Annotated in this window: 27 protein-coding genes; 17 read left to right on the forward strand and 10 right to left on the reverse strand. The window is 72.4% G+C overall.

From position 1 onward, the window contains the following. Positions 1-16 precede the first annotated feature (16 nt). From CF165_RS33575 to CF165_RS33595, 4 genes are all read left to right on the forward strand, one after another. On the forward strand, positions 17-697 hold the full coding sequence (locus CF165_RS33575; protein ID WP_093951604.1) for an LppX_LprAFG lipoprotein: 681 nt from the start codon (positions 17-19) through the stop codon (positions 695-697). Then, positions 694-2241: an MFS transporter gene (locus CF165_RS33580; RefSeq protein WP_093951605.1), complete on the forward strand. Its 1548-nt coding sequence runs from the start codon at positions 694-696 to the stop codon at positions 2239-2241. The genes CF165_RS33575 and CF165_RS33580 overlap by 4 nt, the downstream gene beginning before the upstream one ends. A 312-nt stretch (positions 2242-2553) precedes the next feature. Beyond that, positions 2554-3846 carry a sigma-70 family RNA polymerase sigma factor gene (locus CF165_RS33585; protein WP_338023509.1) on the forward strand — a complete coding sequence of 431 codons (1293 nt, stop codon included), beginning with the start codon at positions 2554-2556 and terminating at the stop codon, positions 3844-3846. 130 nt (positions 3847-3976) lie between these two features. After that, positions 3977-4438 carry a DUF8821 family protein gene (locus CF165_RS33595; RefSeq protein ID WP_093951607.1) on the forward strand — a complete coding sequence of 154 codons (462 nt, stop codon included), beginning with the start codon at positions 3977-3979 and terminating at the stop codon, positions 4436-4438. Positions 4439-4490: 52 nt separating this feature from the next. Here the strand turns inward: CF165_RS33595 and infA are convergent, their stop codons facing one another. The 3 genes from infA to CF165_RS33610 all read right to left on the reverse strand — a co-directional run bounded on the left by infA (position 4491) and on the right by CF165_RS33610 (position 6651). After that, positions 4491-4715 carry a translation initiation factor IF-1 gene (gene infA, locus CF165_RS33600; RefSeq protein ID WP_020640384.1) on the reverse strand — a complete coding sequence of 75 codons (225 nt, stop codon included), beginning with the start codon at positions 4713-4715 and terminating at the stop codon, positions 4491-4493. Further along, positions 4715-5458 (reverse strand): GNAT family N-acetyltransferase, encoded by a 744-nt coding sequence (locus CF165_RS33605; RefSeq protein WP_093951608.1) that lies wholly within the window; start codon positions 5456-5458, stop codon positions 4715-4717. Before CF165_RS33605 ends, infA begins: the two co-directional genes overlap by 1 nt. 176 nt (positions 5459-5634) lie before the next feature. Next, on the reverse strand, positions 5635-6651 hold the full coding sequence (locus CF165_RS33610; RefSeq protein ID WP_093951609.1) for a GNAT family N-acetyltransferase: 1017 nt from the start codon (positions 6649-6651) through the stop codon (positions 5635-5637). Between the two features lie 98 nt (positions 6652-6749). Between CF165_RS33610 and CF165_RS33615 the strand changes: the two genes are divergently transcribed. Beyond that, the gene (locus tag CF165_RS33615; RefSeq protein ID WP_093951610.1) at positions 6750-7376 is read left to right on the forward strand and encodes a VOC family protein; all 627 of its coding nucleotides are present in this window, start codon (positions 6750-6752) and stop codon (positions 7374-7376) included. Here the strand turns inward: CF165_RS33615 and pdxR are convergent, their stop codons facing one another. Then, a complete protein-coding gene (pdxR, locus tag CF165_RS33620) occupies positions 7377-8783 on the reverse strand; it encodes a MocR-like pyridoxine biosynthesis transcription factor PdxR (protein ID WP_167441633.1) in 1407 nt (468 codons plus the stop codon). Positions 8784-8830: 47 nt separating this feature from the next. Between pdxR and CF165_RS33625 the strand changes: the two genes are divergently transcribed. Next, the gene (locus CF165_RS33625; RefSeq protein WP_093951611.1) at positions 8831-9985 is read left to right on the forward strand and encodes an MFS transporter; all 1155 of its coding nucleotides are present in this window, start codon (positions 8831-8833) and stop codon (positions 9983-9985) included. A gap of 24 nt (positions 9986-10009) precedes the next feature. Further along, positions 10010-10804, forward strand: a complete 795-nt coding sequence (locus tag CF165_RS33630) for an Fpg/Nei family DNA glycosylase (protein ID WP_093951612.1) — start codon at positions 10010-10012, stop codon at positions 10802-10804. Here the strand turns inward: CF165_RS33630 and CF165_RS33635 are convergent. Beyond that, positions 10801-11283 (reverse strand): DinB family protein, encoded by a 483-nt coding sequence (locus CF165_RS33635; RefSeq protein ID WP_205661038.1) that lies wholly within the window; start codon positions 11281-11283, stop codon positions 10801-10803. The two genes, CF165_RS33630 and CF165_RS33635, sit on opposite strands and share 4 nt — an antisense overlap. Before the next feature lie 75 nt (positions 11284-11358). Here CF165_RS33635 and CF165_RS33640 point away from each other — a divergent pair, with 75 nt between their 5' ends. After that, positions 11359-12153 carry a PIG-L family deacetylase gene (locus CF165_RS33640; RefSeq protein WP_093951613.1) on the forward strand — a complete coding sequence of 265 codons (795 nt, stop codon included), beginning with the start codon at positions 11359-11361 and terminating at the stop codon, positions 12151-12153. 76 nt (positions 12154-12229) lie between these two features. Here CF165_RS33640 and CF165_RS33645 read toward each other — a convergent pair whose 3' ends face one another. Next, a complete protein-coding gene (locus CF165_RS33645) occupies positions 12230-12628 on the reverse strand; it encodes a RidA family protein (RefSeq protein WP_093951614.1) in 399 nt (132 codons plus the stop codon). Positions 12629-12676: 48 nt separating this feature from the next. Here CF165_RS33645 and mtnA point away from each other — a divergent pair, with 48 nt between their 5' ends. Next, positions 12677-13642 carry an S-methyl-5-thioribose-1-phosphate isomerase gene (mtnA, locus tag CF165_RS33650; RefSeq protein ID WP_093951615.1) on the forward strand — a complete coding sequence of 322 codons (966 nt, stop codon included), beginning with the start codon at positions 12677-12679 and terminating at the stop codon, positions 13640-13642. On the opposite strand, the gene CF165_RS33655 is transcribed toward mtnA, so the two are convergent. Both CF165_RS33655 and CF165_RS33660 read right to left on the reverse strand, forming a co-directional pair. Continuing rightward, positions 13639-13863 carry a ferredoxin gene (locus CF165_RS33655; RefSeq protein WP_093951616.1) on the reverse strand — a complete coding sequence of 75 codons (225 nt, stop codon included), beginning with the start codon at positions 13861-13863 and terminating at the stop codon, positions 13639-13641. The genes mtnA and CF165_RS33655 overlap by 4 nt on opposite strands. Continuing rightward, positions 13857-15038 carry a cytochrome P450 gene (locus CF165_RS33660; RefSeq protein ID WP_093951617.1) on the reverse strand — a complete coding sequence of 394 codons (1182 nt, stop codon included), beginning with the start codon at positions 15036-15038 and terminating at the stop codon, positions 13857-13859. Before CF165_RS33660 ends, CF165_RS33655 begins: the two co-directional genes overlap by 7 nt. Positions 15039-15214: 176 nt before the next feature. Between CF165_RS33660 and CF165_RS33665 the strand changes: the two genes are divergently transcribed. Genes CF165_RS33665 through CF165_RS33680 form a run of 4 tightly spaced genes read left to right on the forward strand, consistent with a single transcriptional unit; the run spans position 15215 to position 17738 of the window. Continuing rightward, entirely contained in the window at positions 15215-15724 is a 510-nt protein-coding gene (locus CF165_RS33665) for a PadR family transcriptional regulator (protein ID WP_093951618.1), read from the forward strand. Beyond that, on the forward strand, positions 15721-16935 hold the full coding sequence (locus CF165_RS33670; protein WP_093951619.1) for a cytochrome P450: 1215 nt from the start codon (positions 15721-15723) through the stop codon (positions 16933-16935). Before CF165_RS33665 ends, CF165_RS33670 begins: the two co-directional genes overlap by 4 nt. Positions 16936-16938: 3 nt before the next feature. Continuing rightward, positions 16939-17133 (forward strand): ferredoxin, encoded by a 195-nt coding sequence (locus CF165_RS33675; protein WP_093951620.1) that lies wholly within the window; start codon positions 16939-16941, stop codon positions 17131-17133. Positions 17134-17174: 41 nt separating this feature from the next. Beyond that, entirely contained in the window at positions 17175-17738 is a 564-nt protein-coding gene (locus CF165_RS33680) for a TetR/AcrR family transcriptional regulator (protein ID WP_093951621.1), read from the forward strand. On the opposite strand, the gene CF165_RS33685 is transcribed toward CF165_RS33680, so the two are convergent. Then, on the reverse strand, positions 17739-20477 hold the full coding sequence (locus CF165_RS33685) for an FAD-binding and (Fe-S)-binding domain-containing protein (RefSeq protein WP_093951622.1): 2739 nt from the start codon (positions 20475-20477) through the stop codon (positions 17739-17741). A 37-nt stretch (positions 20478-20514) separates the two neighbouring features. On the opposite strand from CF165_RS33685, the gene CF165_RS33690 reads away from it, so the two are divergent. Beyond that, complete coding sequence (locus CF165_RS33690; RefSeq protein WP_093951623.1) at positions 20515-21330, forward strand: PHP domain-containing protein; 816 nt, start codon at positions 20515-20517, stop codon at positions 21328-21330. 146 nt (positions 21331-21476) lie between these two features. On the opposite strand, the gene CF165_RS33695 is transcribed toward CF165_RS33690, so the two are convergent. Further along, positions 21477-22499 (reverse strand): Glu/Leu/Phe/Val dehydrogenase dimerization domain-containing protein, encoded by a 1023-nt coding sequence (locus CF165_RS33695; RefSeq protein WP_093951624.1) that lies wholly within the window; start codon positions 22497-22499, stop codon positions 21477-21479. A gap of 80 nt (positions 22500-22579) precedes the next feature. Here CF165_RS33695 and CF165_RS33700 point away from each other — a divergent pair, with 80 nt between their 5' ends. The 3 genes from CF165_RS33700 (at position 22580) to CF165_RS33710 (ending at position 24046) form a co-directional block, all read left to right on the forward strand. Next, positions 22580-23059, forward strand: a complete 480-nt coding sequence (locus CF165_RS33700) for an Lrp/AsnC family transcriptional regulator (protein WP_093951708.1) — start codon at positions 22580-22582, stop codon at positions 23057-23059. 116 nt (positions 23060-23175) lie between these two features. Then, entirely contained in the window at positions 23176-23433 is a 258-nt protein-coding gene (locus CF165_RS33705; protein WP_167441634.1) for a hypothetical protein, read from the forward strand. A gap of 40 nt (positions 23434-23473) precedes the next feature. After that, entirely contained in the window at positions 23474-24046 is a 573-nt protein-coding gene (locus tag CF165_RS33710; RefSeq protein WP_093951625.1) for a GNAT family N-acetyltransferase, read from the forward strand. Positions 24047-24053 lie beyond the last annotated feature (7 nt).

The following is a 24053-nucleotide window of genomic DNA, read 5'->3' on the forward strand; positions in this document are numbered from 1 at the left end:
GATCTAGGGTGGACGCATGATTCTGCGGCGTACCCTGCTCACGGCGATGGCGCTGAGCGCGGCGATCGTCACCGGCTGCTCCTCGAGCGGAGACGCGGCGCTGCCCGACGCCGGTGCCCTGCTCAAGGACAGCGCGCAGGCAGCGGGCGGTGTCACCAGCACGCACTTCACGCTGAAGGTCAACGGCACCGTGCCGGGCCTGAGCGTGCACAGCCTCGACGGTGACCTGACGAAGGCCAACGGGGGCGGCGCGAAGGGCACCGGCACGCTGGAGCTGATGGGCCAGGTCGTCGACGCCCAGTTCGTCCTGGTGAACGGCTCGCTGTACATCAAGGGCCCCACCGGCGGGTTCCAGAAGATCCCCGCGGTGCTGAGCTCCTCGATCTACGACCCGTCCGCGATCCTCGACCCGCAGCGCGGCATCCCGAAGGTGCTGTCCTCGGTCCAGGGCCCGAAGACGGACGGGACGGAAGACGTCGACGGCACGCCGACGTACCGCGTCACCGGGACGGTGCCGAAGGACGCGCTGGCCGCCCTGGTGCCGGGGGTGTCCTCGGACGCGAACGCCACCTTCTGGCTCCGCCGGGACGGCGGCCACCTGCCGGTCAAGGCTTCGCTGGGGTACCAGGGCGGCGGCAGCGTGGACGTCACACTGTCCGACGTGGACAAGCCGGTCACCATCACCGCGCCGGCGTGACCGGGCTGACCGGCTCGCGCGGCGGCCGCGCGCTCGCGGTCGGCGCCGGCGGTCTCGCCGTGCTGCTCGGCGCGCTGGACACCTATGTCGTGGTCGGCCTGCTGCGGCAGATCATCGACGACCTGAGCGTTCCGGTGAACCGGCTGGAGATCGTCACGCCGGTCATCACCGGCTACCTGCTCGGCTACGTGGCCGCGATGCCGCTGCTCGGCCAGTTGTCCGACCGGTTCGGCCGCAAGCTGCTGCTGCAGGCCTGCCTCGGCGGTTTCCTCGCCGGGTCGGTCGTCACCGCGCTGGCCGGCACGGTGCCGGTCCTGGTCGTGGGCCGGGTGATCCAGGGGACCGCCGGTGGCGCGCTGCTTCCGGTGACCCTCGCGCTGGCCGCGGATCTCTGGCCGGGGAACCGCCGCTCCGCCGTGCTGGGGGCCGTCGGCGCCGCGCAGGAGCTCGGCAGTGTGCTCGGGCCGCTCTACGGCATCGGGCTGGCCGCCGCGACCGGCTGGCGCGGCGTGTTCTGGGTGAACGTCCCGCTGACCCTGCTGGCCGCCGTCGCGGTGCAGGTTTCCGTGCGGGGCGGGAAACCCGCCGAGCGGCCGCGCGTGGACCTCGCCGGTGTCCTGCTGCTGGCGCTCACGCTCGCGTTGCTCGTCATCGGCCTGGACAACCCGAACCCGCGCGAGCAGGTGCTGCCGCCGTGGGGAGTGCCGTTCCTGATCGGCGCCGGGCTCAGCCTGGCCGCGTTCCTCTGGTGGGAGTCGCGCGCCGAAGTCCGGCTCATCGACACGGCGAACGTGGCACTGCGGCCGTTCCTCACCGCGCTCGGGACGAGCGTCGCCGCGGGGGCGGCGTTGATGATCACGCTGGTCGACGTCGACCTGTTCGCGCAGACACTGCTCGGCCGCGACGACGGCGGCAGTGTCGTGCTCCTCCTGAGGTTCCTGGTCGCGCTGCCGGTCGGCGCGCTGCTCGGCGGCTTGCTCGCCACGCGGATCGGCGAACGCTGGATCGCCGGCGCCGGGATGTTGATCGCGGCCGGCGGCTACCTGCTGATGTCCCGCTGGCCCGCCGACGTCCTCGCGGCCAGGTCCGTGCTGGGGCTGCCGCGCCTCGACGTCGACCTGACGCTCGCCGGACTGGGGCTCGGCCTGGTCATCGCCCCGCTGTCGGCCGTCGCGCTGCGTGCCGTGCCGCGCGCCCAGCACGGCGTCGCCTCGGCCGCGGTCGTGGTGGCGCGGATGACCGGCATGCTGGTCGGCGTCGCCGCCGTGTCCGCCTTCGGCCTGCACTACTTCCACACGTTGACCGCGTCGCTGAACCCGCCGATCCGGATCCTGTTCCCGTCCCAACCCGCCTACGACCGAGCACTCGCCGACTACCTCGGCGCGGTCCGTGAGGCGCTGCTGACGGAGTACCGCGCCATCTTCCTGATCACGTCCGTGGTTTGCCTGGCCGGCGCGGCCGTCGCCGTGTCCATCGGCGGCCGGGCGGGCGGTCGTCTCACGAAGCCTGCCGAGGATGCGCCGTATTCGGGTCACGTGCTGTAGCCGCACTCTCATACGCGATCACGTTCTCGAAGGCGACGCGGATAGCACGCTCGAATGAGCCTTTCCAGGTCGGCCACGGGGACCTTCCCCGTGCGATGGGCGCGGAGCGCGAGGCAGAACACCGCCAGCCTTGCCGCGTTGAGCAGCGCGGCCGCCGCGAGTGCGCTCCAGGTCAGTCCTGTCATGGAGTCACTGGACCGCGAGCGCCGGGGAGCATGACGCGGGTTCGGAGAAATTTCTTCCGCGTGTCTTGCGTCATGGCTGCCGTGTTCGCCGGTCCTCCGGGCAAGTACCGACTTCCAGGAGGCTTCCGTGTCCACCGATCCCGCCGATCTCAGCGGAAAGAGTGACGCCGAACTGATCGCGGAGGTCCGCTCCGGGAAGCTCGCGTCGTACGGGACGCTCTACGAACGGCACACCGGCGCGGCCCGCAATCTGGCCCGTCAGCTGGCCCGCTCGAGCTCCGAAGCCGACGATCTCGTGTCCGAGGCGTTCGCCAAGGTGCTCGACACCCTCCGTGGCGGCAAGGGACCGGAGACAGCCTTCCGGGCGTACCTGCTGACCGCACTGCGTCACACCGCGTACGACCGCACCCGCAAGGAGCGCCGGGTCGACCTCAACGAGGACATGTCCGCGCCGATCGGCAAGCTCGCGGAGAGGTTGACGGTGCCGTTCACCGACACCGCGATCGCCGAGCTGGAACGGACGATGGCCGCGAAGGCCTTCGCGCGGCTGCCCGAACGCTGGCAGACGGTGCTCTGGCACACCGAAATCGAACAGCAGAGCCCGGCCGAGATCGCGCCGCTGCTGGGGCTGACCGCGAACGGCGTCTCCGCGCTCGCCTACCGCGCCCGGGAGGGACTGCGCCAGGCATACGTGCAGGTGCATCTCAGCGAATCCGTTTCCGATGGTTGCCGGGCCTGCGTCGACCGGCTCGGCGCGTGGACCCGCGACGGACTGTCCAAACGCGAACGCGCCCAGGTCGAAAGCCACCTCGACGAATGCGGGAACTGCCGGGCGCTGGCGGCGGAACTCGCCGACGTCAACGGCGGGCTGCGCGCGATCATCGCCCCGATCGTCCTGGGCGGCGCGGCCCTGGGTTACCTCGCCACCGTCGGCGCCGCCAAGGCGAGCGCGGCCACCGCGGGCACGGCCGCTACCGTCGTGGCGGTAGCCGGGCACAAAGCCGGCGCGGCCGCGGGTGCCGCTGCCACCGGCCCACGTCAATTCGCCGGGGTCGCCGCCTCCGGCACCGCGATCGCCGCGGCGGCGGTCATCGCGTTGACGGCCAACGGCACGCCGCAGTTCCCGGCGCCGACCGCCGCCGCTCCACCGAGCGTCGCCGCCGATGGTGCGGCCGATGGTGCGGCCGACATCGGCGGGAAGTTCATCGATGACGGAATTCGGGTCCATGCGGAACCCGGCACGACCAGCGCGACGAAAGGCCTTGCTTACCGGAGCCACACCGCGACCGTGCACTGCGTGGTTCCCCGAACCGGCTCGGATCCCTACGCGTATTTTTCGCTCACGGACAATGCCACCGGAGTCACCGGCTACGTCGCCGAGCCGTACGTCGCGCCGGACAGGAAGGTCAGAACGTGCTGACTGCCGGGCTCGTCGACGGACGGCCGGCGGCCGCTCCCGGGTCGCCGACCCCCGTCACCGGCGCTTACGCTGGGTCGGCCCCTCGGCGGAGACGGCTCCGCCGACCGTTCGCACCCCGGAGGAACACGCCATGCCCTACGCCGTGGACTTCGACACCGTGTCGACCACCGGCCTGGAGTCTTCGCCGGTCGCGGCCGCACTCGCCGGCCTGCGGGCGAACGAGGCCCGGTACTTCAAGAACAAGTACGATCACGTCTTCACCGTCGAGCCCGCGAGCGACGCCGCGCAGACCATCGAGTGGGTGCACCGGATCCTCGAGGAGGAACGCGGCATCGTCATCGCCTCCCGCCCGCTCGAAGCGACCGCGTTCCAGGTCGAGAACATCCGGATGGCCTACGTCTTCTACGAGAACGGCCTGTCGATCAACGTGATGTACACGATCGAGGAAGCCGGGAAACGGGCGGTCGGATTCAAGCTCTCCGACGGGATGGACGTCCCCGCGGAGCTCGCCTCGTTCAAGTTCGCCCGTCAGAAGTCCAAACTCGCCGGCACCATCCGCGGCTCCTACTTCGTCATCAAGAAGGAGTACTGACCCGGCGCGGGGTCCGTCGCCGGGGACGAACCCCGGCGACGAACACCGGACACTAGTTCCGGTACCGGAAGAGGATCCGCCCCCGGCCAAGGTCGTACGGGCTCAGCTCCACCAGCACCCGGTCGAACGGAAGGATCTTGATGTAGTTCTTCCGGATCTTCCCGCTGATGTGCGCGAGCACCTTGTGCCCGTTCTCGAGCTCCACCCGGAAAGTGGCATTGCGCAGGCACTCGACGACGGTGCCCTCCACCTCGATACCGCCCGCGGTCTTCGCCATCAGCGCAACACCAGCTCGAGGTTGCTGCCGGTCCGCCGCGCGCCGGCGCCGTCGAACAGGGCCGCCGCCGCCACGTTCGCCTCGCCCACTTCCGCTGACGCCGTCTCGATTCCGGCGTCGTGCAGGGCACCGAGCACGTGGGTCAGGAGCGCTCGGCCGATTCCCCGGCGCTGCTCGGACGCGCGGACCGCGACCAGGCCGATCCGGGGCTGCCGGGGCACCGCCGCGAGCCGGAGCAGGCCCACGTACTCGTCGCCGCGGGCCGCGATCGTGTACTTCGACGGGTCCAGCTCCGGAATCCGGGGCAGCACCTCGGCCGGCATTTCGTGCCAGCCGACGCCTGCCTCGACGTCGGCGCGGATCGCGCGGTCCAGCTCGCGCAGCCGCTTTTCGTCCGCCTCGCGGCCGGGAACGATCGTCACGGCGGAGGGCGCCGCCGGGGCCGTGGGAACGAGGTATTCCCCTTCGCGGCGCCGGATCGTGAAGCCGGCCCGGCGCCAGCGGGACGTCAGCTCGACGTCGGTCTCATCGACCACTGTGGACAGTGGCCTCGGCAGGGCCGGGAGCATGACGTCGGCAAGCTGGTCGAAGACCGCGCCGTGCCACACGTCGATGCTCAGGAAGAGCCGTCCGTCGGGCCGGGGAGAAGCTTCGCCGCGGCCGACCACGCGGTCGTCGTCCAGAGCGTGCCATTGCCGCTCCGCGACCCGGGTGACCACCACGGTGGGTTGTCCAGGTTTCATGGGTGTCGCCTTTCGGGAGTGCTTGCCGAGCGCTCCCGGCGACCCTTACGTCAGCCGCCCGACCGTGACGACGGCAGGGAGCACCCACATCGATCCAGCGTTCATGGGTCTCACCTCCGAAGGTCGGGTCACGGTCCACGGCAAGCTATCAGCACGCCGCCGGTCCTGCCCAGCGATTAACCGAGCCGGGCCGCCAGCTCCGCGAGATCCTGCCGCACGCCGACGACGCTGCGCAGCGTCGTGTAGCCGACGTCGGAGTTGACGCGGAGCATGTGCGCGTTGTCCTCCCCCGTCGTGGTGCTGATCCGCGCCACCGCCGGCCGCTCCGCGACCAGCCACCGGGCCATGCGCGCCTTGACGCAGCGGCCGAGGCCGTGTCCCCGGTGCCCGGCCAGGACGGCGGTGTCCCGCTGGTAGGCCCAGTCGGGCCGGCGCGGGTGCAGGCACACTTCGGTGAACCCGGCGACGTCGCCGCTCACTTCGTCGACGGCGGCCACGACCCGCTGCTCGATGCCCTGGGCACGGAAGTCCGCTTCGGCGGCGCGGACGCGGTCGACCGTCCACTCCGGCCACCGGTACTCCGACTCGCCGAGCGGAGCGTCGTGGATCGCCCCTCGCGCCCGGGCGTAGGACGCGACGACGTCCTCCGGTGCGGCGCCGGTCCAGGACCGCAGCCGGTAGCCCGCGGGCACCGGGACGTCCCACCGCGCCCGGTCGGCCCCGGGGACGACCAGCGCCTGCCGGGCGATCGCGCGGACCGGCCGGAAACCCCGTGCCTCGGCCCACCGCTGACCGGCGGTGCCGACGACCACCTGCCAGCCTTCGACGGTCCGGCAGTCCCGCGCCCGCAGCTCCGGCACCACCGTCCGCAGCAGCGCCGTGCCGATCCCGGCACCCCGTTCGTCCGGGTGCACGGTGATGTCGGTCAGCGCGATCCCGCTGTTCTCGGCCTCCGGGAAATGGACCTCGGCGAACGCCACGAGCCGCCGCCCGCGGTGGGCCACCCAGTGTGCCGCCGGGCCCATGCCGGGAAGCGGCTCGATCAGCCGCCCGGCCACTTCGGCGAGCGGGAGCCCGGGCTCGCCGGGCCGGTCGGCGGCCTCGCTCGCCGCCACCACCGCGTGGTAGCCCGCGAACTCCGTCTCCGTCGCCTGCAGTGGGTCGAACCGCTCGATGCGCGGACCGTTCGTCACGGCCTGCTCCTCCCCCTCGCCCGGTCCCCAAAGTACCGCGGCAGACCGATCAGGAATCGAGAAGCGCCGGTCAGCGGGCCGCACCTAGCGTTACCGGCATGACGAACATCGAAGCCATCACCCTCGAAGTCACCGACCCCGCCGCCGCGGAACGCTTCTACACCAGCGCCTTCGGACTCGGCAGCCAGCTGCGCTTCCGGGCCACGGAAGCGCCGACCACCGGCTTCCGCGGCTTCACCCTCTCCCTCACCGTGCCCCAGCCGGCCGACGTCGACTCCCTGATCGAGACCGCTCTCGAGGCCGGAGCCACGACCATCAAGCCCGCCACCAAGTCCATGTGGGGCTACGGTGGCACCGTCCGGGCGCCGGACGGGGCGATCTGGAAGCTCGCGACCTCCGCCAAGAAGAACACCGGCCCGGCCACCCGCGAATTCGACGCCGTCGTGCTCCTGCTCGGCGTCGCCGATGTGGCCGCCAGCAAGAAGTTCTACGTCGACCGCGGCCTGACCGTCGGCAAGAGCTTCGGCCGCATGTACGTCGAGTTCGACGCCGGTTCGAGCCCCGTCAAGCTGGCGCTGTACCGGCACAAGGCCCTCGCCAAGGACGCCGGCGTCTCCCCCGGCGGCTCCGGCTCGCACCGGATCGCGGTCGCCGGCGCGAGCGAGCCGTTCACCGACCCGGACGGGTTCGCCTGGGAAACCACCACGGCCGCGACGCTGTCCTGATCACCCGCGCAGGAGGTCGGCGACGGCGGCGATCGCGGGCTCGATCGTGTGCTGCGGGGTGTCGCCGAAGCCGAGGACGAGCCGTGGCGGCCTCGGCCCCGGAGCGTGGTGCAGCGGGGCGAGGCCGTAGAGCCCGACGCCCCGCTGCCGGGCCTGCTCGATCACCCGCGCCTCGTCCGTCCCGGGCGGCAGGTGCAGGATCGCGTGGAAGCCGGCCGCGAGCCCGGTGACGCGGAGACCGGGGGCGTGCGCGGCCAGCGCGTCGACGAGCGTCCGGCGCCGGGCGGCGTATTCGGCGCGGGCGCGGCGCAGGTGCCGGTCGTAGCGCCCGGATTCGATGAGCAGGGCCAGTGCCAGCTGGTCGAGGCCCGGGCTCCCGCGGTCGCTGACGAGCTTGTCCCGCGCCACCGCGGGAAGCAGCCGTCCGGGGGCGACCAGCCAGCCCAGCCGCAGGGCGGGCGCGAGCGACTTGCTGACCGTGCCGAGCGAGACGACGTGATCGGGGTCGAGGCCCTGCAGCGAGCCGACCGGGTCGCGGTCGTACCGGAACTCGGCGTCGTAGTCGTCCTCGATGACGACGCCGTCGCGCCGTCGCGCCCACGCGAGCAGTTCCTGACGGCGGTGCCCGGCGAGCACCACGCCGGTCGGCCACTGGTGCGCCGGGGTCACGAGCACGGCGCGGGCCCCGCAGTCGTCGAGCGCGCCGACGTCCAGGCCGTCCTCGTCGACCGGGACCGGCACCACGGTCAGGCCCGCGGCGTTCGCCTGCCCGGCCGTCGAGCGGACGGCGCCGGGGTCCTCGAAGGCCAGGGTGCCGATGCCGCCCGCGGCGAGCGCCCGCAGCACCAATCCGAGAGCTTGCGCCATTCCGGTGCAGACGACGACCTGCTCGGCCGTGGCCGCGACCGCCCGCACCCGCCGCAGGTAGGCCGCCAGCACCTCGCGCAGCTGCCGGTCGCCTGCCGGGTCGCCGTAGTCGAACGCGGTGTTGGGCGCGGTGCGGCAGACCTCGCGGACGGCCCACGCCCAGTCCTCGCGCGGGGCCAGGCGGAGGTCGGGGACGCCGTGGCGGAAGTCGGCGAGCGCGGGCCGCGGCGGGGCCTGGGTGCCGGCCCGGGGTGGCGCGGCCCGGCGGGCGACCGCGGCCACGCGCGTGGCCGATCCCGGACGGCTCGTCAGGTATCCCTCGGCCTGCAGCTGGGCGTAGCAGTCCTGCACCAGGCCACGGGACAGGCCGAGAGCGCGGGCCAGCTCACGCGACGACGGCAGCCGCTCGCCGCCGGCCAGGCGGCCGCCGCAGATCGCGTCGCGCAGCTGCTCCTCGAGCTGCGCGCGGAGCCCGGCGCCGCTCTCGCGGTCGATCGTGAACAGCAGCTCCGGACCCGAACCGGCCCACTCCACAGCCATGGAACTGGACCTTACCGGTGACCCAGTTCGCTTCTAGCGTTCTTGGCATGACCGTTGACCTGCAAGTCCGCCCTCGGCTGGTGTCCCGCGCCCTGGCGGTGCGTTTCGTTTCGATCGTCGGCTCGTCGATCGGCTTCTACCTGCCGCTTTCGGTGGTGCCGTTGTTCGCGAAGCAGGCGGGCTCGGACACCGGCGCCGGGCTGGCGACGGTCGCGTTGCTGCTGGCCACCGTGGCCGCCGAGCTGGTGACGCCGAGGCTCGTCGCCCGGGTCGGCTACCGGTGGGCGCTGGCCGCCGGGCTGTTCCTGCTCGGCGCGCCGGCGCTGGTCCTGCCCTTCAGCGCCGGCCTCGGCGTGATCGTCGCGGTCAACGTGGTGCGCGGCATCGGGTTCGCGATCGCCGTCGTGGCCGGTGGCGCGGTCACCGCCCTGCTCATCCCGGCCGGGCGGCGGGGTGAGGGCCTCGCGCTCGTCGGGATCGTCGGCGGGGTTCCCGGCCTGCTCGCGTTGCCTGCCGGGGTGTGGGCGGCGGCGCACTGGGGCTACACCCCCGTGTTCGTGGTGACGGCCGTGGCCACGCTGCTGGCGCTGGTGTCCGTGCCCGGCCTGCCGCGGCACGGCGCGACGCCGCGGGAGGACGAGGGGCACGGGGTGTTCGCCGGCCTGCGCAACCCGGTGCTGACCCGGCCCGCGAGCCTCTTCGCCGTGCCGGCGGCCGCGGTCGGCGTCCTGGTCACCTTCCTGCCGCTCGCCGCCTCGGACCAGCCGGCCTGGGTCGCCGCGAGCGCGTTGCTCGCGCAGCCCGCGGCGGCCACCGTGACCCGCTGGATCGCCGGGCGGCTCGGCGACCGCCACGGCCCGGCCCGGCTGCTGGTCCCCGGGCTGGTGGCGGCCGCCGCGGGGATGGCGGCCATCGCGTGGACCGGCACGCCGGCCGCGGTGATCGGCGGGGCGCTCGTGTTCGGCGCCGGGTTCGGCGTCCTGCAGAACGCGACGCTGACGCTCATGTACGCCCGGGTGCCCGCCGGCGGCGAAAGCGCGGTGAGCGCGATCTGGAACGCGGCCTACGACCTCGGCATGGCGGCCGGCGCGCTCGGCGCCGGGCTGCTCATCGGCTCGGCCGGGTACCCCGCGACCTTCGCCCTCACCGCGGTGGTGATCCTCCCGGCGCTGCTGGTGGCCCGGCGCGACCGGCGTCCCTGAAGGGGTTACGGCACACTGAAATGCGTGCCCGAACTCCCCGAGGTCGAACTCGCCCGCCAGGTCCTCACCGGTGCGCTGGGCCGGAAGATCCGGGACGTCGACGACCACGACGACTGGGTCTGCCGTCCGCACGCGCCCGGGGACATCGCCGCCGCCTTGCGAGGCGGCCGGCTCACCGCGGCGCACCGGCGGGGCAAAACCCTCTGGTGCGAAACGGAAGGCGGGGACGGGCAGCCCGGCCCCCACCTCGGCCTGCACCTCGGGATGGCCGGGCAGCTGCGGTTCGCGGGCGAGAGCGGGCCGCCGAGGCGGCTGCGCGACCGCGAAGAGAAACCCGAGTGGTTCCGGTTCGGGATCACTTTCGCCGACGGCGAACAGCTGCGCCTCTTCGACACCCGGCGGCTGTCCCGGGTGCGGCTCGACCCCGACCTCGACGCGCTCGGCCCCGACGCCGGGGAGATCTCACGCCGCGAGTTCCGCGACCGCGTCGGCCGCGGGCGGGCGCCGGTGAAGGCGCGGCTGCTGGACCAGTCCGTGGTCGCCGGGATCGGCAACCTGCTGGCCGACGAAACCCTCTGGCAGGCGGCGCTGAGCCCGGCCCGTCCGGTGAACGAACTGGCCGGCGACGACCTCGCGAACCTGCACAAGGCGCTGCGGAAGTCGTTGCGCGCGGCGATCGAGCACGGCGGTGTCCACACCGGCGAGATCATCGGCCACCGCCGGGCGGGCGACCACTGCCCGCGGTGCGGCGCCGAAATGACGCACGGCACGGTCGGCGGCCGGTCGACCTGGTGGTGTTCGAAGGAGCAGTCCGGCTAACGCGGTCCCAGGCCGGTGCGGCCGTCGATCAGCTCCCGCACCACGTCCAGGTGGCCGGCGTGCCGGGCCGTCTCCTCGATCACGTGCAGCACCACCCCGCGCAGATCGGCGATCTCGTCGGCGAGCGGGCCGGGGTGGCGGCCCCGCGGCGGCGCGGACAGCGGTGTCGCCGCGAAGATCTCGTCGGACCGGCGGCACTGTTCGCGGTAGAACGCGAAGACGGCCTCCGGACGCCGCGGCGTGACCAGCAGCCCGGGCTCGTCCCGCCAGGCCAGGGGATCCGCGGTGCCGGTGACGACCTCCTGGAACCAGTGCCGTTCGGCGTGCCCGAGGTGCTCCACCATGCCCAGCGGGGTCCAGCCGGACGGCAGGACCGGAGTCGTCAGCGCCTCGTCCCCCAGGCCGTCGAGGATCGCCAGGACGCTCTCGCGCTGCGCCCGCAGGAACATCCGCAACGTGCTTTTCTCGGCGTCGGCCACGATCGCGCACCCTAGCGGGCAGGACCGCACACCGGCAGGCGGTTTTTGTCGGTGCCTGCCGGTAGCGTCGGAGACATGGCAACACTGGTCACCTTCCACGCCCACCCGGACGACGAATGTCTCCGCACCGCGGGCGTCATGCGCAAAGCCGTCGAGGACGGGCACCGGGTCGTGCTCGTCGTCGCCACCAAGGGCGAGGCCGGCGAAGTGCCTGAAGGCTTCCTCGCCGAAGGCGAAAAACTGGAGGACAGGCGCGTCCAGGAGTCGTACGCGGCCGCGGAGATCCTCGGCGTCGAGCGCGTCGAGTTCCTCGGCTACCGCGACTCCGGGATGATGGGCGAGCCGACGAACGACGACCCGGCCTGCTTCTGGCGCGCCGACGTCGAAAAGGCCGCCGAGCAGCTCGCGGCGATCCTGCGCGAAGAGTCGGCCGACGTGCTGACGGTCTACGACGACAACGGCGACTACGGCCACCCGGACCACATCCAGGTGCACCGCGTCGGCGTCCGCGCCGCCGAGCTGGCCGGCACCGCCCGCGTCTTCCAGGCCACCTTCAACCGCGAGTTCATGCAGCGCGGCTTCGAAGCGGCCGTCGAGCAGGGCCTGATGCCGCCCGAGGCCGCGCCGAAACCGCCGGAGAACGTCGAGTTCGGCAAACCCGAAGCGGAGATCACCGCGGCGGTCGACGTGTCGAAGTACGCGCCGGTCAAGCGCGCGGCGATGCGGGCCCACCCGAGCCAGATCAGCGAGGACATGTTCATGCTGGCCATGCCGGACGACGCGTTCACCTTCGCCTTCGGCACGGAGTGGTTCATCCGCACGGGCCAGGGCCCGGGCATCACGGAAACCGACCTGATGGCCGGCCTCTGACGCAAACCCGGCCAACCTCGTGTCGACCCGCCAATCACGAGTGATGCCCCTCTAATCACGCGAGATCGGAGGGGCATCAGGCGAGCGCGGCCGTCACGTCCAGCTCGACCAGCTGTCCCGTGTACCCCAGCTGCGCCACTCCCAGCAACGTGCTCGCCGTGGTGAAGGCCGCTCCGATCTCCGACTCCACCAGGCGGTCCCACACCGCCGAGAGCGTCGGACGTGAGTCCGTCACCACGTAGATCACCGTGCGGACCACGTCGGACGGCGAAGCGCCCGCGAAGGCCAGCGCGGCCGCCGTGTTGGCGACGACCTGGTCGGTCTGGGCGAGCACGTCGCCGTCGACGACCGAGCCGTCCTCGGTGAGCGGGCACTGGCCCGCCAGGTACAGCGTGCGGCCCGGCGAGGCCACCGTCACGTGGTGATACCCCGGTGTCGTGTGCAGACCGGGCGGGTTCTGCCGTTCAATGGTCACGGCTCCATCCTCACCGGCCGGGCAAGCGAAAATCCCCAGGGAGGGCACGTGCGCAGGACCATCGACTGGGCGGACGGCGCGATCGTCATCATCGACCAGACCGCGCTGCCCGCCGAGTTCCGGCTGCTCGAACTCCGCACCGTCGACGAGCTGGTCGACGCCATCAAGCGGCTCGCCGTCCGGGGCGCGCCCGCGCTCGGGGCCGCCGGTGCCCTCGGCGTCGCGCTCGCCGCCCGCCGAGGCGGGGACGTCCGGAGCGAGGCCGACGTGATCGCCAACGCCCGGCCGACCGCCGTCAACCTCGCCTGGGGTGTCGGACGCGCGCTCGCGAAGCTCGGCGAAGGCGCGGACGCCGTCCTCGCCGAAGCGCTGGCCCTGCTCACCGAGGACGAAGAACTCAACAAGACCGCGTCGAAGCACGCCGCCGAGCTCGTGCTGGCCGAGTGCCCGCGCCGGCCGCTGCGGCTGCTCAGCCACTGCAACGCCGGGCAGCTGGCGACCGTCGGCTGGGGCAGCGCGCTCGGCGTCGTCTGGCACCTGCACGAACGCGGTCTCGTCGAAGAAGTGCTCGTCGACGAGACCCGGCCGCTCCTGCAGGGTGCCCGGCTGACGGCGTGGGAGCTCGCGCAGGCGGACGTCCCCTACCGCGTGCAGCCCGACGGCGCCGCCGCCGCGGCGATGGCGCGCGGGCTGGTCGACTGCGTCCTCGTCGGCGCCGACCGGATCGCCGCGAACGGCGACGTCGCCAACAAGATCGGCACCTACGGCCTGGCCATCGCGGCCCGGTACCACGGCGTGCCGTTCGTCGTGGTCGCCCCTTCGTCCACAGTGGACACCAAGCTCGCGGACGGCACGCGGATCGCCATCGAGGAACGCGACGCCCGCGAGCTCACCGAGTACGCCGGGGTCCCGGTCACGCCGCCGGACGCGGGAGTCTTCAACCCCGCGTTCGACGTCACGCCGTACGAACTGCTCACGGCCGTGGTCACCGAACACGGCCGCTTCACACCTTAAGGACGCGGGCCGATCTCGCGGCCGCCGTCGGTCACGGTGATCGCCATCGCCGGGCACGAATCGGCCGCGTCGAGCACGGTTTCATCGGCGTCGACCGACGACGTCACCGGGTGCGCGACCGCGCCGTCCAGCGCGAACACCTCCGGCAGCAGCGCGGCGCACATCCCCGAACCGATGCAGGTGTGCTCGTCGATCTCCACGTGCCAGCTCATCGTCACCATCCGATCGGCATCGACCGCGGTCCGCGGACGATCATCTGTGTCTTCCACACGATATCGCCCGCCAGGTGCAGCTCCGGCATTTCGGTGACCAAGGCGCGCAGCGCCTCCTGCAGCTCCAGCCGGGCGAGCGGTGCACCCAGGCAGTGGTGGACGCCGTGGCCGAAGCCGAGGTGGTGGATGTCCCCGCGGTCGAAGCTCAGTTTGTCCGCGTCGTCGAACTGCAGCCCGTCGCGGTTGGCCGCGCCGACGGCGACCAGCACCGGCTCACCCGCCCGCACGAGCACGTCGCCGACCTGGACGTCTTCGGTGGCGTAGCGGGGGAACGCGGCGCCGGCACCCAGCGGCACGAACCGCATCAGCTCCTCGACCGCCACCGGGACCAGGTCCGGGTCGGCGCACAGCCGCTCCCACTGCTCGTGCTGGTCCTGCAGCGCGTAGACGAAGTTCGGGATCTGGCTCGCGGTGGTCTCGTGCCCGGCGACGAGGATGCCGACGCACAGGTCGACCAGTTCCAGCTCGGTGAGCCGGTCGCGGACGTCGCGGGCTTCGATCAGCGCCGTCATCAGGTCGTCCTGGGGCCGCGTGCGGTGGTCGGCGATCAGGCCGCGCATGTAGTCACGCAGTTCTTCGCGGTTGCGCTCGAACTCCTCCGGTGTCAGCCCGCTCGTGGACAGCGCCGCGTCGCTCCAGGCGCGGAACTTCGGCCGGTCGGCGACCGGGACGCCGAGCAGCTCGCAGATCACCGCGACCGGGATGGGCAGCGCGTAGCCGTCGACGAGGTCGGCGGGCGGCCCGGCCGCCTTCATCTCCGCGATCAGCTCCGCCGCGAGGGCGGCGACGCGCGGCCGGATCAGCTCGACTCGCCGCATGGTGAACGCCTTCGCGACCAGCGTCCGCAGCCGCGTGTGGTCCGGCGGGTCCATCTGCAGCATGCCGCCGTCCTGCACGGCGGGCGAGAGGCGCGGCGCGTCCTTTTCCTTCTCCATCGCCCGCGAGAACCGGCGGTCGCCCAGCACCAGCCGCGCGTCGGCGTAGCGGGTGGCGAGCCACGCCGGCTCGCCGTAGAGCATCTTCACCCGGACCATGCCTTCGGCATCGCGGGCGGCCGCGTAGGCCTCGTCGAGGTCGAGCCCCGCCTCCTCGTTGAAGGGGTACGCGAGTGCTTCGGCAGTCATGTGGAACCCCCGTGCTCCAAGATTTGTAAGCATCCGCTTACAACGCTACACAGCGATCATGCTCACGTCGAGCGGCGTCTCGCGCACCCAAGGTCACCGTCGTAGCGGAAAGTTTCCGTCCGGATGTCACGGTGAGCCATTGCCTTGTCACGAAGACCTAGGTTACGGTGACCTAGGTGTGGATCGAGATCCTCTTGCTGTCGAAGCTGGCCGCGGCGCCGATGCACGGTTACGAACTGCGCAAGGCCGTGGAGGCGTCGACCGGCCACACCTTGTCGAACAACTCGCTCTACCCCACGCTGCGGCGCTTCGTCGACGCGGGCGCGGTGAGCCGCAGCGCGGAGGAGCAGGAGGCCAAACCGCCGCGGCACGTCTACACGATCACCGACGTCGGGCGGGAGCTGCTGCACGACATGCTCGCCGACTTCCCGGCCGACCTGGCGCTCAACGAGCCCGAGTTCCTGGCCCGCGTCGGGAACTTCGCCTGGCTGCGCGAGGACGAACGGGCGCGCGTGCTCGGCACCCGCGAGCGGGCGCTGACCGCCGAGCACGCCCGGCTCACCGGGCTGGCCGCCGGCCAGGCCGATCCGTGGAGCCGGGCCGCGCTGCACCACGTGCTGGGGAAGTTCGACGCCGAGCTCCGCTGGCTCGCCGACCTGAAAACCGATCCGAGAGAAGGCGCATGACCACCACCGAAGAAACGCCTCGCCTCCCCTTCGCCCGCGCGAACGCGCTGGCGATCGCTCCGGACTACGAAGTTCTCCGGCGGCAGGCGGCGGTGAGCCGCGTGCTGACACCCGCCGGCGACCCGGCGTGGCTCATCACGTCGTACGAGGAAGCCAAGGAAGTCTTCCGCGACCGCCGCTTCGGGCGCTCGCACCCGAAGCCGGAAGAGGCGTCGCGGATTTCCTACGCCGCCGTGCAGGACGGCCCGAGCGGCGACTTCGAAACCGAAGAGCGGGAACACAAGCGGATGCGCCGGATGCTGGCGCCGGCGTTCTCCGCGCCGCGCATGCGCGCCCTCGGCGACCGCATCGCCGAGCTGACCGACCGCTGCCTCGACGACCTGCAGGCCGCCCGCGACGCACACCCCGGCGAGCCCGTCGACCTGACCGACTTCCTCGCGTTCCCCTTGCCGGTGCTGGTGATCTGCGAACTGCTGGGCGTGCCGTACGCCGACCGCGGGCACTTCCGCGGGCTGTCCGAGCGGATCGCGAAAATGGACGGAGGCGAGGACGCCCAGGCGGCGATGACCGAGTTCAAGGCCTACATGACGAAGCTCGCCGACACCAAGCGCGCCGACCCGCAGCCGGACGTCATCTCGGACATGGTCGCGGTTCAGGCCGACGACCCGGCCTTCACCGACGACGACCTCGCCCGGATGGCGACCGGCCTGCTGTTCGCCGGCCACGAAACGACGTCCACGCGCATCGCGATGGGCACGTTGTTCCTGCTCAGCGACCCCGCCCGCCGCGATCGTTTCGCCGCCGACCCCGAGGGGCAGGTGAACCAGACCGTCGAGGAGATCCTGCGGCTGACGGCCACCAGCGGCACCGGCCTGCTGCGGTACGCCCACGAGGACGTCGAGATCGCCGGGACGCGGATCATGCGCGGCGACGCGGTGCTCATCTCCAGCGACGCGGCCAACCGCGACGCCTCGGTGTTCGCCGACCCCGACGAGTTCGTCCCGGACCGGACGCCGAACGTGCACCTCGCCTTCGGCACCGGCGCCCACGTCTGCATCGGCGCCAACCTCGCCCGCACCGAGCTGCGGACGGTGTTCCCGAAGCTGTTCCGCCGCTTTCCCGGTCTGCGGCTGGCGGTCGGGATCGACGAGATCCCGGTCCGCAAGAACCGCGTCGCCGGCGGTGTCGAGCGCGTCCCCGTGGAGTGGTGAGCCGTGGAGATCACCGTCGACACGAGCAGCTGTGTCTCTTCCGGACAGTGCGTCCTGCTGGCGCCGCACACGTTCGACCAGGACGAGGAGGACGGCACGGTCGTCCTCCTCAGGGACGGGCCCGCCGCCGGTGAGCAGGACGCCGTCCGGCAGGCGGAGCTGAGCTGCCCCGCCGCCGCGATCCGCGTCACCGGCTGAGCCGCCGCGCTCCGGACCGGCCCGGCGGTTAACCTTCACCGGTGACCGAACAGCCGGGCCGGAAGCGTGACGCGGCCGCGACGCGCCAGGCACTGCTGGACGCCGGCGCGAAGCTGTTCGCCGAGCGCGGGTTCGACCGGACGACCGTGCGCGACATCGCCGACCTGGCCGGGGTCAACCAGTCGCTGCTGTTCCGCTACTTCGGCAGCAAGGAAGCGCTGTTCGAAGAGGTCATCGCCCGCAGCGGGCGCGAGCACCTCGAAACCCACCCGCCGGAACGGCTGCTCAGCGCTTCCCTGCGCAGCCTGCTCGAGCCGGGGAGCGACCGGAACCGGACGCTCGAGACGTACCTGCGCTCGTCGGGCAGCGGCGACGTCGGGGCCGTGCTCCGCGAGGAGATCGGTGAGGAGTACGCGCGGATCCTGGCCACGCTGACCGACGCCCCGGACGCCGAGCTGCGCGCCGACCTCGCGCTGGCCTGGCTGATGGGCATCGGGGTGGTCCGCGAGATCACCGGCAAGCAGCCGCTGGCCGGCGCCGACCCCGACGCCATCGTCCGGCTCGTCCTCACCGCCGTCCGGACGCTACTGGAGCGGGCCGAATGATCACGGCAGCGCGCGGCGCAGCAGTTCCGCCAGGTGCACCGGCTCGCGGCCCGATTCCTGGGCGATCTGCGTCCGGCAGCTGAAGCCGTCCGACACCACGACCGTCTCCGGGGAAGCCGCGCGGATGGCGGGGAGCATCCGGTCCTCGGCCACCGCCTTCGAGACGTCGTAGTGACCGCGCTCGAAGCCGAAGTTGCCGGCCAGGCCGCAACAGCCCGAGTCCAGCGTCGTGTTCCGCACACCCGCGGCCGCCAGCGCGGACTCGTCGGCGCCGAAGCCCAGGACGGCGTGCTGGTGGCAGTGCACCTGCGTGATCGCGTCGACGTCGAGGTTCGCGAACGGGATCGGCGCCCGGGACAGCAGTTCCGCGAACGTGAACGTCCGCGACGCCAGCAGTTCGGCACGCGCGTCCCCCGGCATCAGCGCGGGCAGGTCGCCGCGGAACAACGCCGTGCAGCTCGGTTCCAGGCCCGCCACCTCGTACCCGTCGGCCAGGTACGGGGCCAGCACGTCCAGGGTCCGGTCCAGGACCCGGCGCGCGACGCCGAGCTGGCCCGTCGACACCCACGTGAGTCCACAGCAGACTCCGCGGTCCGGCAGGACGACGTCGTAGCCGGCCGCGGTCAGCACCTCGTGCGCGGCCGCCAGCACCGACGGCGTCAGGTGGTTGTTGAACGAATCCGGCCACAGCACCACGCGGCGCTCGCCCGACGCCCGGCGTCGCAGGTCCGCCCGCGTCCGGGTGAACGGCGCGGGCGCGAACTCCGGCAGCGCGCGTTCCGCGGCGATCCCGCCGAGCCGCTTGAGCAGGCCGGACGCCCATCGGGACCGCCCGGCGGCGTTGGCCAGGCGGGGCATCCGCGCGCTGAGCCGCAGCCACAGCGGCAGCCAGCCCATCGAGTAGTGCGACGCCGGGCGGAGCCGCCGCCGGTAGTGCTGGTGCAGGAACTCCGCCTTGTAGGTCGCCATGTCGACATCGACCGGGCAGTCGGACAGGCACCCCTTGCAGGACAAGCACAGGTCCAGGGCCTCGTGGACCTCCGCCGAGCGCCAGCCGTCCTTGATGACCTCGCCGTTGATCATCTCGGCGAGCAGGTGCGCGCGTCCCCGCGTCGAGTGCTTCTCTTCGCGCGTGGCCCGGTAGCTCGGGCACATCACGCCGCCGCCGCTGGTGTTGCGGCACTTCCCCACGCCGACGCAGCGCCGCATCGCCTGCCCGAAACTCCCCCGGTCCTCCGGGTACCCCAGCGCGGTGACGTCCTCGATGGACAGCGGGGCCGGGCGCACGCGCAGGTTCGCGTCGACCGGCCGCGGCGCCACCAGGATGCCGGGGTTCATCCGCCCGGCCGGGTCGAAGATCGCCTTGAACCGCGCGAAGACGTCCAGCATCTCGGGGCTGTACATGCGGGACAGCAGCTCGGACCGCGCCTGGCCGTCACCGTGTTCGCCGGAGAGGGATCCGCCGTGTGCGGCGACGAGGTCCGCGGCCTCCTCCAGGAACCGGCGGAACGCGGCGATGCCCGGGGAGGACAGCAGGTCGAAGTCCAGCCGCAGGTGCAGGCAGCCCTCGCCGTAGTGGCCGTAGACCACGCTGCGCCGCCCGTGCGACCGCATGAGTTCCTTGAACTCGCGCAGGTACGCGCCGAGCCGCTCCGGCGGGACGGCGGCGTCCTCCCAGCCGGGCCACGCCTCCGAGCCGTCGGCGAGCCGCGTCGCGAGCCCGGCGCCTTCCTCGCGGATGCGCCACAACCGGCGTTGCGCGGCCGGGTCGTCGAGGATCGTGAAGCCGGTGAGGTCGAGCGACGCGGCCAGCGCGCGGGCCCGCTCGGCCGGGTCTTCCCCGGCCAGTTCGACGAACAGCCAGGCCCCGCCCGGCGGCAGGTCGCCGTCCCGGCCGGGGAGCATCGCGACGAGCTCGGCGTCCACACCCTCGACGGTCAGCGGGGACCACGGCAGGATCGACGGCACCGCGTCGGCGGCGGCGATGTCGGACGGGAACCCCAGCACCGCCAGCACCCGGCGCTTCGGCAGCTCGGCCAGCGCGACCGTGGCCTCCAGGACGGTCACGCACGTGCCCTCGCTGCCGACGAGGGCCTTGGCGACGTCGAAACCGTTCTCCGGCAACAGGTGTTCGAGCCCGTAGCCGGACACCCGGCGGGGCCACGTCGAGAGTTCCTTGCGCAGCACCGCCAGGTTGTCCCGCACCAGCGCGCGCAGCTCGTCGAAGATCCTGCCTTCGGCCGGTTCGTCCCGCCCCACCCGCAGCCGTGTGCCGTCGTAGAGCAGGACGTCGAGCGAGCGGACGACGTCGACCGTGCGGCCCCACGCGACCGAGTGCGAGCCGCAGGCGTTGTTGCCGATCATGCCGCCGAGCGTGCAGCGGCTGTGCGTCGACGGGTCCGGGCCGAACCGCAGCCCGTGCGGGGCCGCGACCGCCTGCAGGTCGTCCAGCACCGTGCCTGGCCGCACCCGCGCGAGCCGTTTCCCGGGGTCCAGCGAGAGGACGCCGCCGAGGTGCCTCGACGTGTCGATCACCAGCCCCGGGCCGCACGCGTTCCCGGCGACGCTCGTGCCGCCGCCCCGCGCGATCACCGGCAGGTCGCGCGCGCGGGCCTCGGCGACCGCGGCGACGACGTCGTCGACGGTCCGCGGCAGCACCACGCCGCGGGGCACGTGGCGGTAGTTGGACGCGTCGGTGGTGTACAGCGCGAGCGTGGCGGCGTCGGTGAGGATCTCCACGCCCCCATTCAAGACGATCGGTGGGACGATCCGCTGCGTGACGATCGACCTGCACACGCACAGCACCGCCTCCGACGGGACGACACCGCCCGCGGAGCTCCCCCGGCTGGCCGCCCTCGCCGGGCTGACGGTGATCGCCTTGACCGACCACGACACGCTCGCCGGCCTGGCCACGGCGGCCCAGGCGGCGGACGGCGTCGAGATCGTGCCCGGCGTCGAGATCTCGTGCCGGCTCGACGACGCCGAGGTGCACCTGCTCGGCTACTTCGTCGATCCCGGGCACGCGCCGCTGGCCGCCGAGCTGGAGCTGATCCGCACCGACCGGACCCGCCGCGCGGTCCGGATGGTGGAACGCTGCCGCGAGCTGGGCGCGCCGATCACGCTCCCGCAGGTCGAGGCGATCGCGGGCGGCGCACCACTCGGCCGCCCGCACGTCGCCGCGGCGCTGGTGGCGGCGGGCGTGGTCGAGAACGCGTTCACCCCGGACTGGATCGCCGACGGCGGCCGCGCAGACGTGCCGAAACACGTCCTGGCCACGACGGAGGCGATCGCACTGGTCCGCGCGGCGGGCGGCGCGGCGGTGCTCGCCCACCCGCGGTCGGTGAAGCGCCGGGCCGAGGTCACGGACGCCCAGCTGGCGAGGCTCGCCGAAGCCGGGCTCGCCGCGATCGAGGCGGACCACCCGGAGCAGCCACCGGAGGTCCGGCGGCGGTTGCGCGAGGTGGCCGCGGAGCTGGGACTGCCGGTCACCGGGTCGAGCGACTTCCACGGCGACCGCAAGCCGGTCCGCCTCGGCGAGTTCACGACGTCTCCCGAGGTACTGGCGGCTCTCCGCGACCACACGCGCCGCTGAGGGCCACTGACCGCCACACGGCCCGGCCGCGCAGTCCCCGAAGCGCCCCAATGTGGCGTTGGTTGCGTCCAACGCACCGAACGCCACATTGGGTGCGCTGGACGCACCGAACGCCACATTGGGGCGCTTGAGACGGGGCCCGAGCGTTACGCCGCTGCGGCCGTGAGCCTTCGCTCCGCCAGCGCCGCCGCCTCCGCCAGCGGTGTGGTCCCGTTGGCCTTCGCGGCCGCGAGGAGGTCCGCCACGGTCCGCTCGATCGTCTCCACCCGGGCGAGCGCCGCGTCGTGGCCCAGGCCGTCCGCCTCCCGCGAGAGCGTGTAGAGGATCCCGCCCGCGCTCGCCACATAGTCCGGGATCCACAGCACGCCCCGGGCGGCGAGGTCGGCCGCGACGGCGTCGCCGGTGAGCTGGTTGTTGGCCGGGCCGACGACGACCGGCGTGTCGAGCCTGGCCACCGTCTCGGGGCTGAGGACCCCGCCGACCGCCGCCGGGACGACCACGTCGGCCGTGAGCGTGAGCGCTTTCTCCGGATCCACCCAGGTCAGCCCGCTGCTCTCCGCCTCGGCTCGCTTCGCGGCGTCGACGTCGGAAACGACGACTTCGGCCCCGGCGGCTCGCAAGCGAGCGGCCAGGTGGGTGCCGACCGAGCCGTAGCCGCTGATCACCACCCGGCGCCCCGTCATGTCCGCGGTGCCGAACACGGCGCGGAGCGCGGCGAGCACGCCGACGGCCGTCGGGCCGCTGGACGAGCCGGTGCCGCCCGCGGACTCGGGCGTGCAGAACGCGAACGCCGAGACCTCGCGGAGCACCAGCATGTCGTCCGGTCCGGTGCCGACGTCCGGGCCGGCGAGGTAGGTCCCGCCGAACTCGGCGATCAGGTCGGCGTGGTCGAGGAGGACGTCCCGGCGGTCCGACGGCGTCAGCACCCGTCCCGGCTCCGGCGCGATGACGCTCTTGCCGCCGCCGTACGCGAGTCCCGCGACGGCGCACTTCGCCGTCATCGCGGCGGACAGGCGGAGGACGTCGGCCACGGCCTCGCCGAGATCGGCGTACGGCTTGAAGCGGCAGCCGCCGACGGCGGGGCCGAGAGCGGTCGAATGGATCGCGACCATCGTGGTGACGCCGGATCGACGGCCACGACGGGCCACAAGCTGCTCATGTGCGGTCATGACAGTCGAAGTTAGAGTGAACGTCGACGAAGTCGGCGAGCTGCCGAACGAAATTCGGTTCCGATACGGAGGTCACGGTGCTGGACGAACTTGATTCGGCGATCGTGCGCCTGCTGCAGGAGGACGCGCGGCAGACCAACCGGGACATCGCCCGCAAGGTCGGCATCGCGCCGTCGACGTGTCTCGAACGCATCCGGCTGCTCCGCGAACGCGGCGTCATCCGCGGCTACCACGCCGACATCGACCTCGCGAGCCTCAACCGCGGCGTCCGGGCGCTCGTCACGGCGCAGGTGCGGCCGCTGAGCCGGGCGGTGATCGATTCCTTCCAGCGCTCGATCGCCGAACTGCCGGAAGTGCTTTCGGTGTACGTCACGGCGGGAAACGACGATTTCCTGATCGAAGTGACCACGCCCGACATCGACGCGTTGCACGCTTTCCTCACCGACCGGCTGGCATTGCGCCGCGAGATCGTCGGCTTCCGGACGTCGATCGTTTTCCGCCACCTGCGCAAGACGACGCTTGAACCGCTTTTCCCGGGGGTATCCGAGGGTTGCCCCTGAGCTGCGCGACACGCCACCCCTACGTGTAGTCCCTCAATACCCGGGTTCGCACGCTAGGAGGCGGAAACTGTCGGTGGTGAGGCGTCTAATGAGTTCGACGGGAAGGAGGCGCCGCCATGATCACCGAACTGAACCATCGTGAGCGGGCCACGTTGAGAGCCGTGGCCGGGGGCCAGGCCGAGATCAGCTGCAGCTGCGAGCCCGACCTGTTCATCGACGGCCTGAGCTGCTGCGACCAGACGACCGCGCACCGGCTCGCGCGGCTCGGCCTGATCGCCGCTGCCCGCCCCGGCAAGTGCGGCGAGCGCGTGCCCGCCCTGCTCACCGAGGCCGGCTCGCAGGCACTGGGCGAGGTTCTCCCGGTCGCCGCGTAATCACGTTGCCACACACTGGGGTCACTGTCAGCATCACCCGATGCACGTATTCCTCGAAACCGAGCGGCTGATCCTCCGCCGGTTCACCGAGAACGACGCCGACGCGCTGTTCGAACTCTACGACGACCCGGCCGTGATGAAGTACCTCAATGGGGGCCTGCCGGCGGATCGCACCGAGATCGTCACCCTCGACCTCCCCGCGTTCCTCGGTTACTACGAGCGTTTCCCCGGTTACGGGTTCTGGGCGGCGATCGAGAAGCGGACCGGCGATTTCCTGGGGTGGTTCCACTTCCGGCCGCGTCCGGAAGATCCGGTGGACGAGCCCGAACTGGGGTACCGGCTGCACCGGAAGGCGTGGGGCCAGGGCTACGGCACCGAAGGCTCGGCGGCACTGCTCGCGAAGGGCTTCACCGAGCTGGGCGTCCGGCGCGTCACGGCGTTCACCATGACGGTGAACCACCGCTCGCGCCGCGTGATGGAAAAGCTGGGGATGAAGTTCCTCCGCACGTACTTCGAAGAGTTCCCCGAGCACGAGCGAGCCCCGGGCAGCGAACACGGCGAAGTCGCGTACGCGATAACTCGCGAAGAGTGGCTGGCCCGCAACCGTTCCTGAAGGGCCG

Source organism: Amycolatopsis vastitatis, assembly GCF_002234595.1.
Taxonomy (GTDB): domain Bacteria; phylum Actinomycetota; class Actinomycetes; order Mycobacteriales; family Pseudonocardiaceae; genus Amycolatopsis; species Amycolatopsis vastitatis.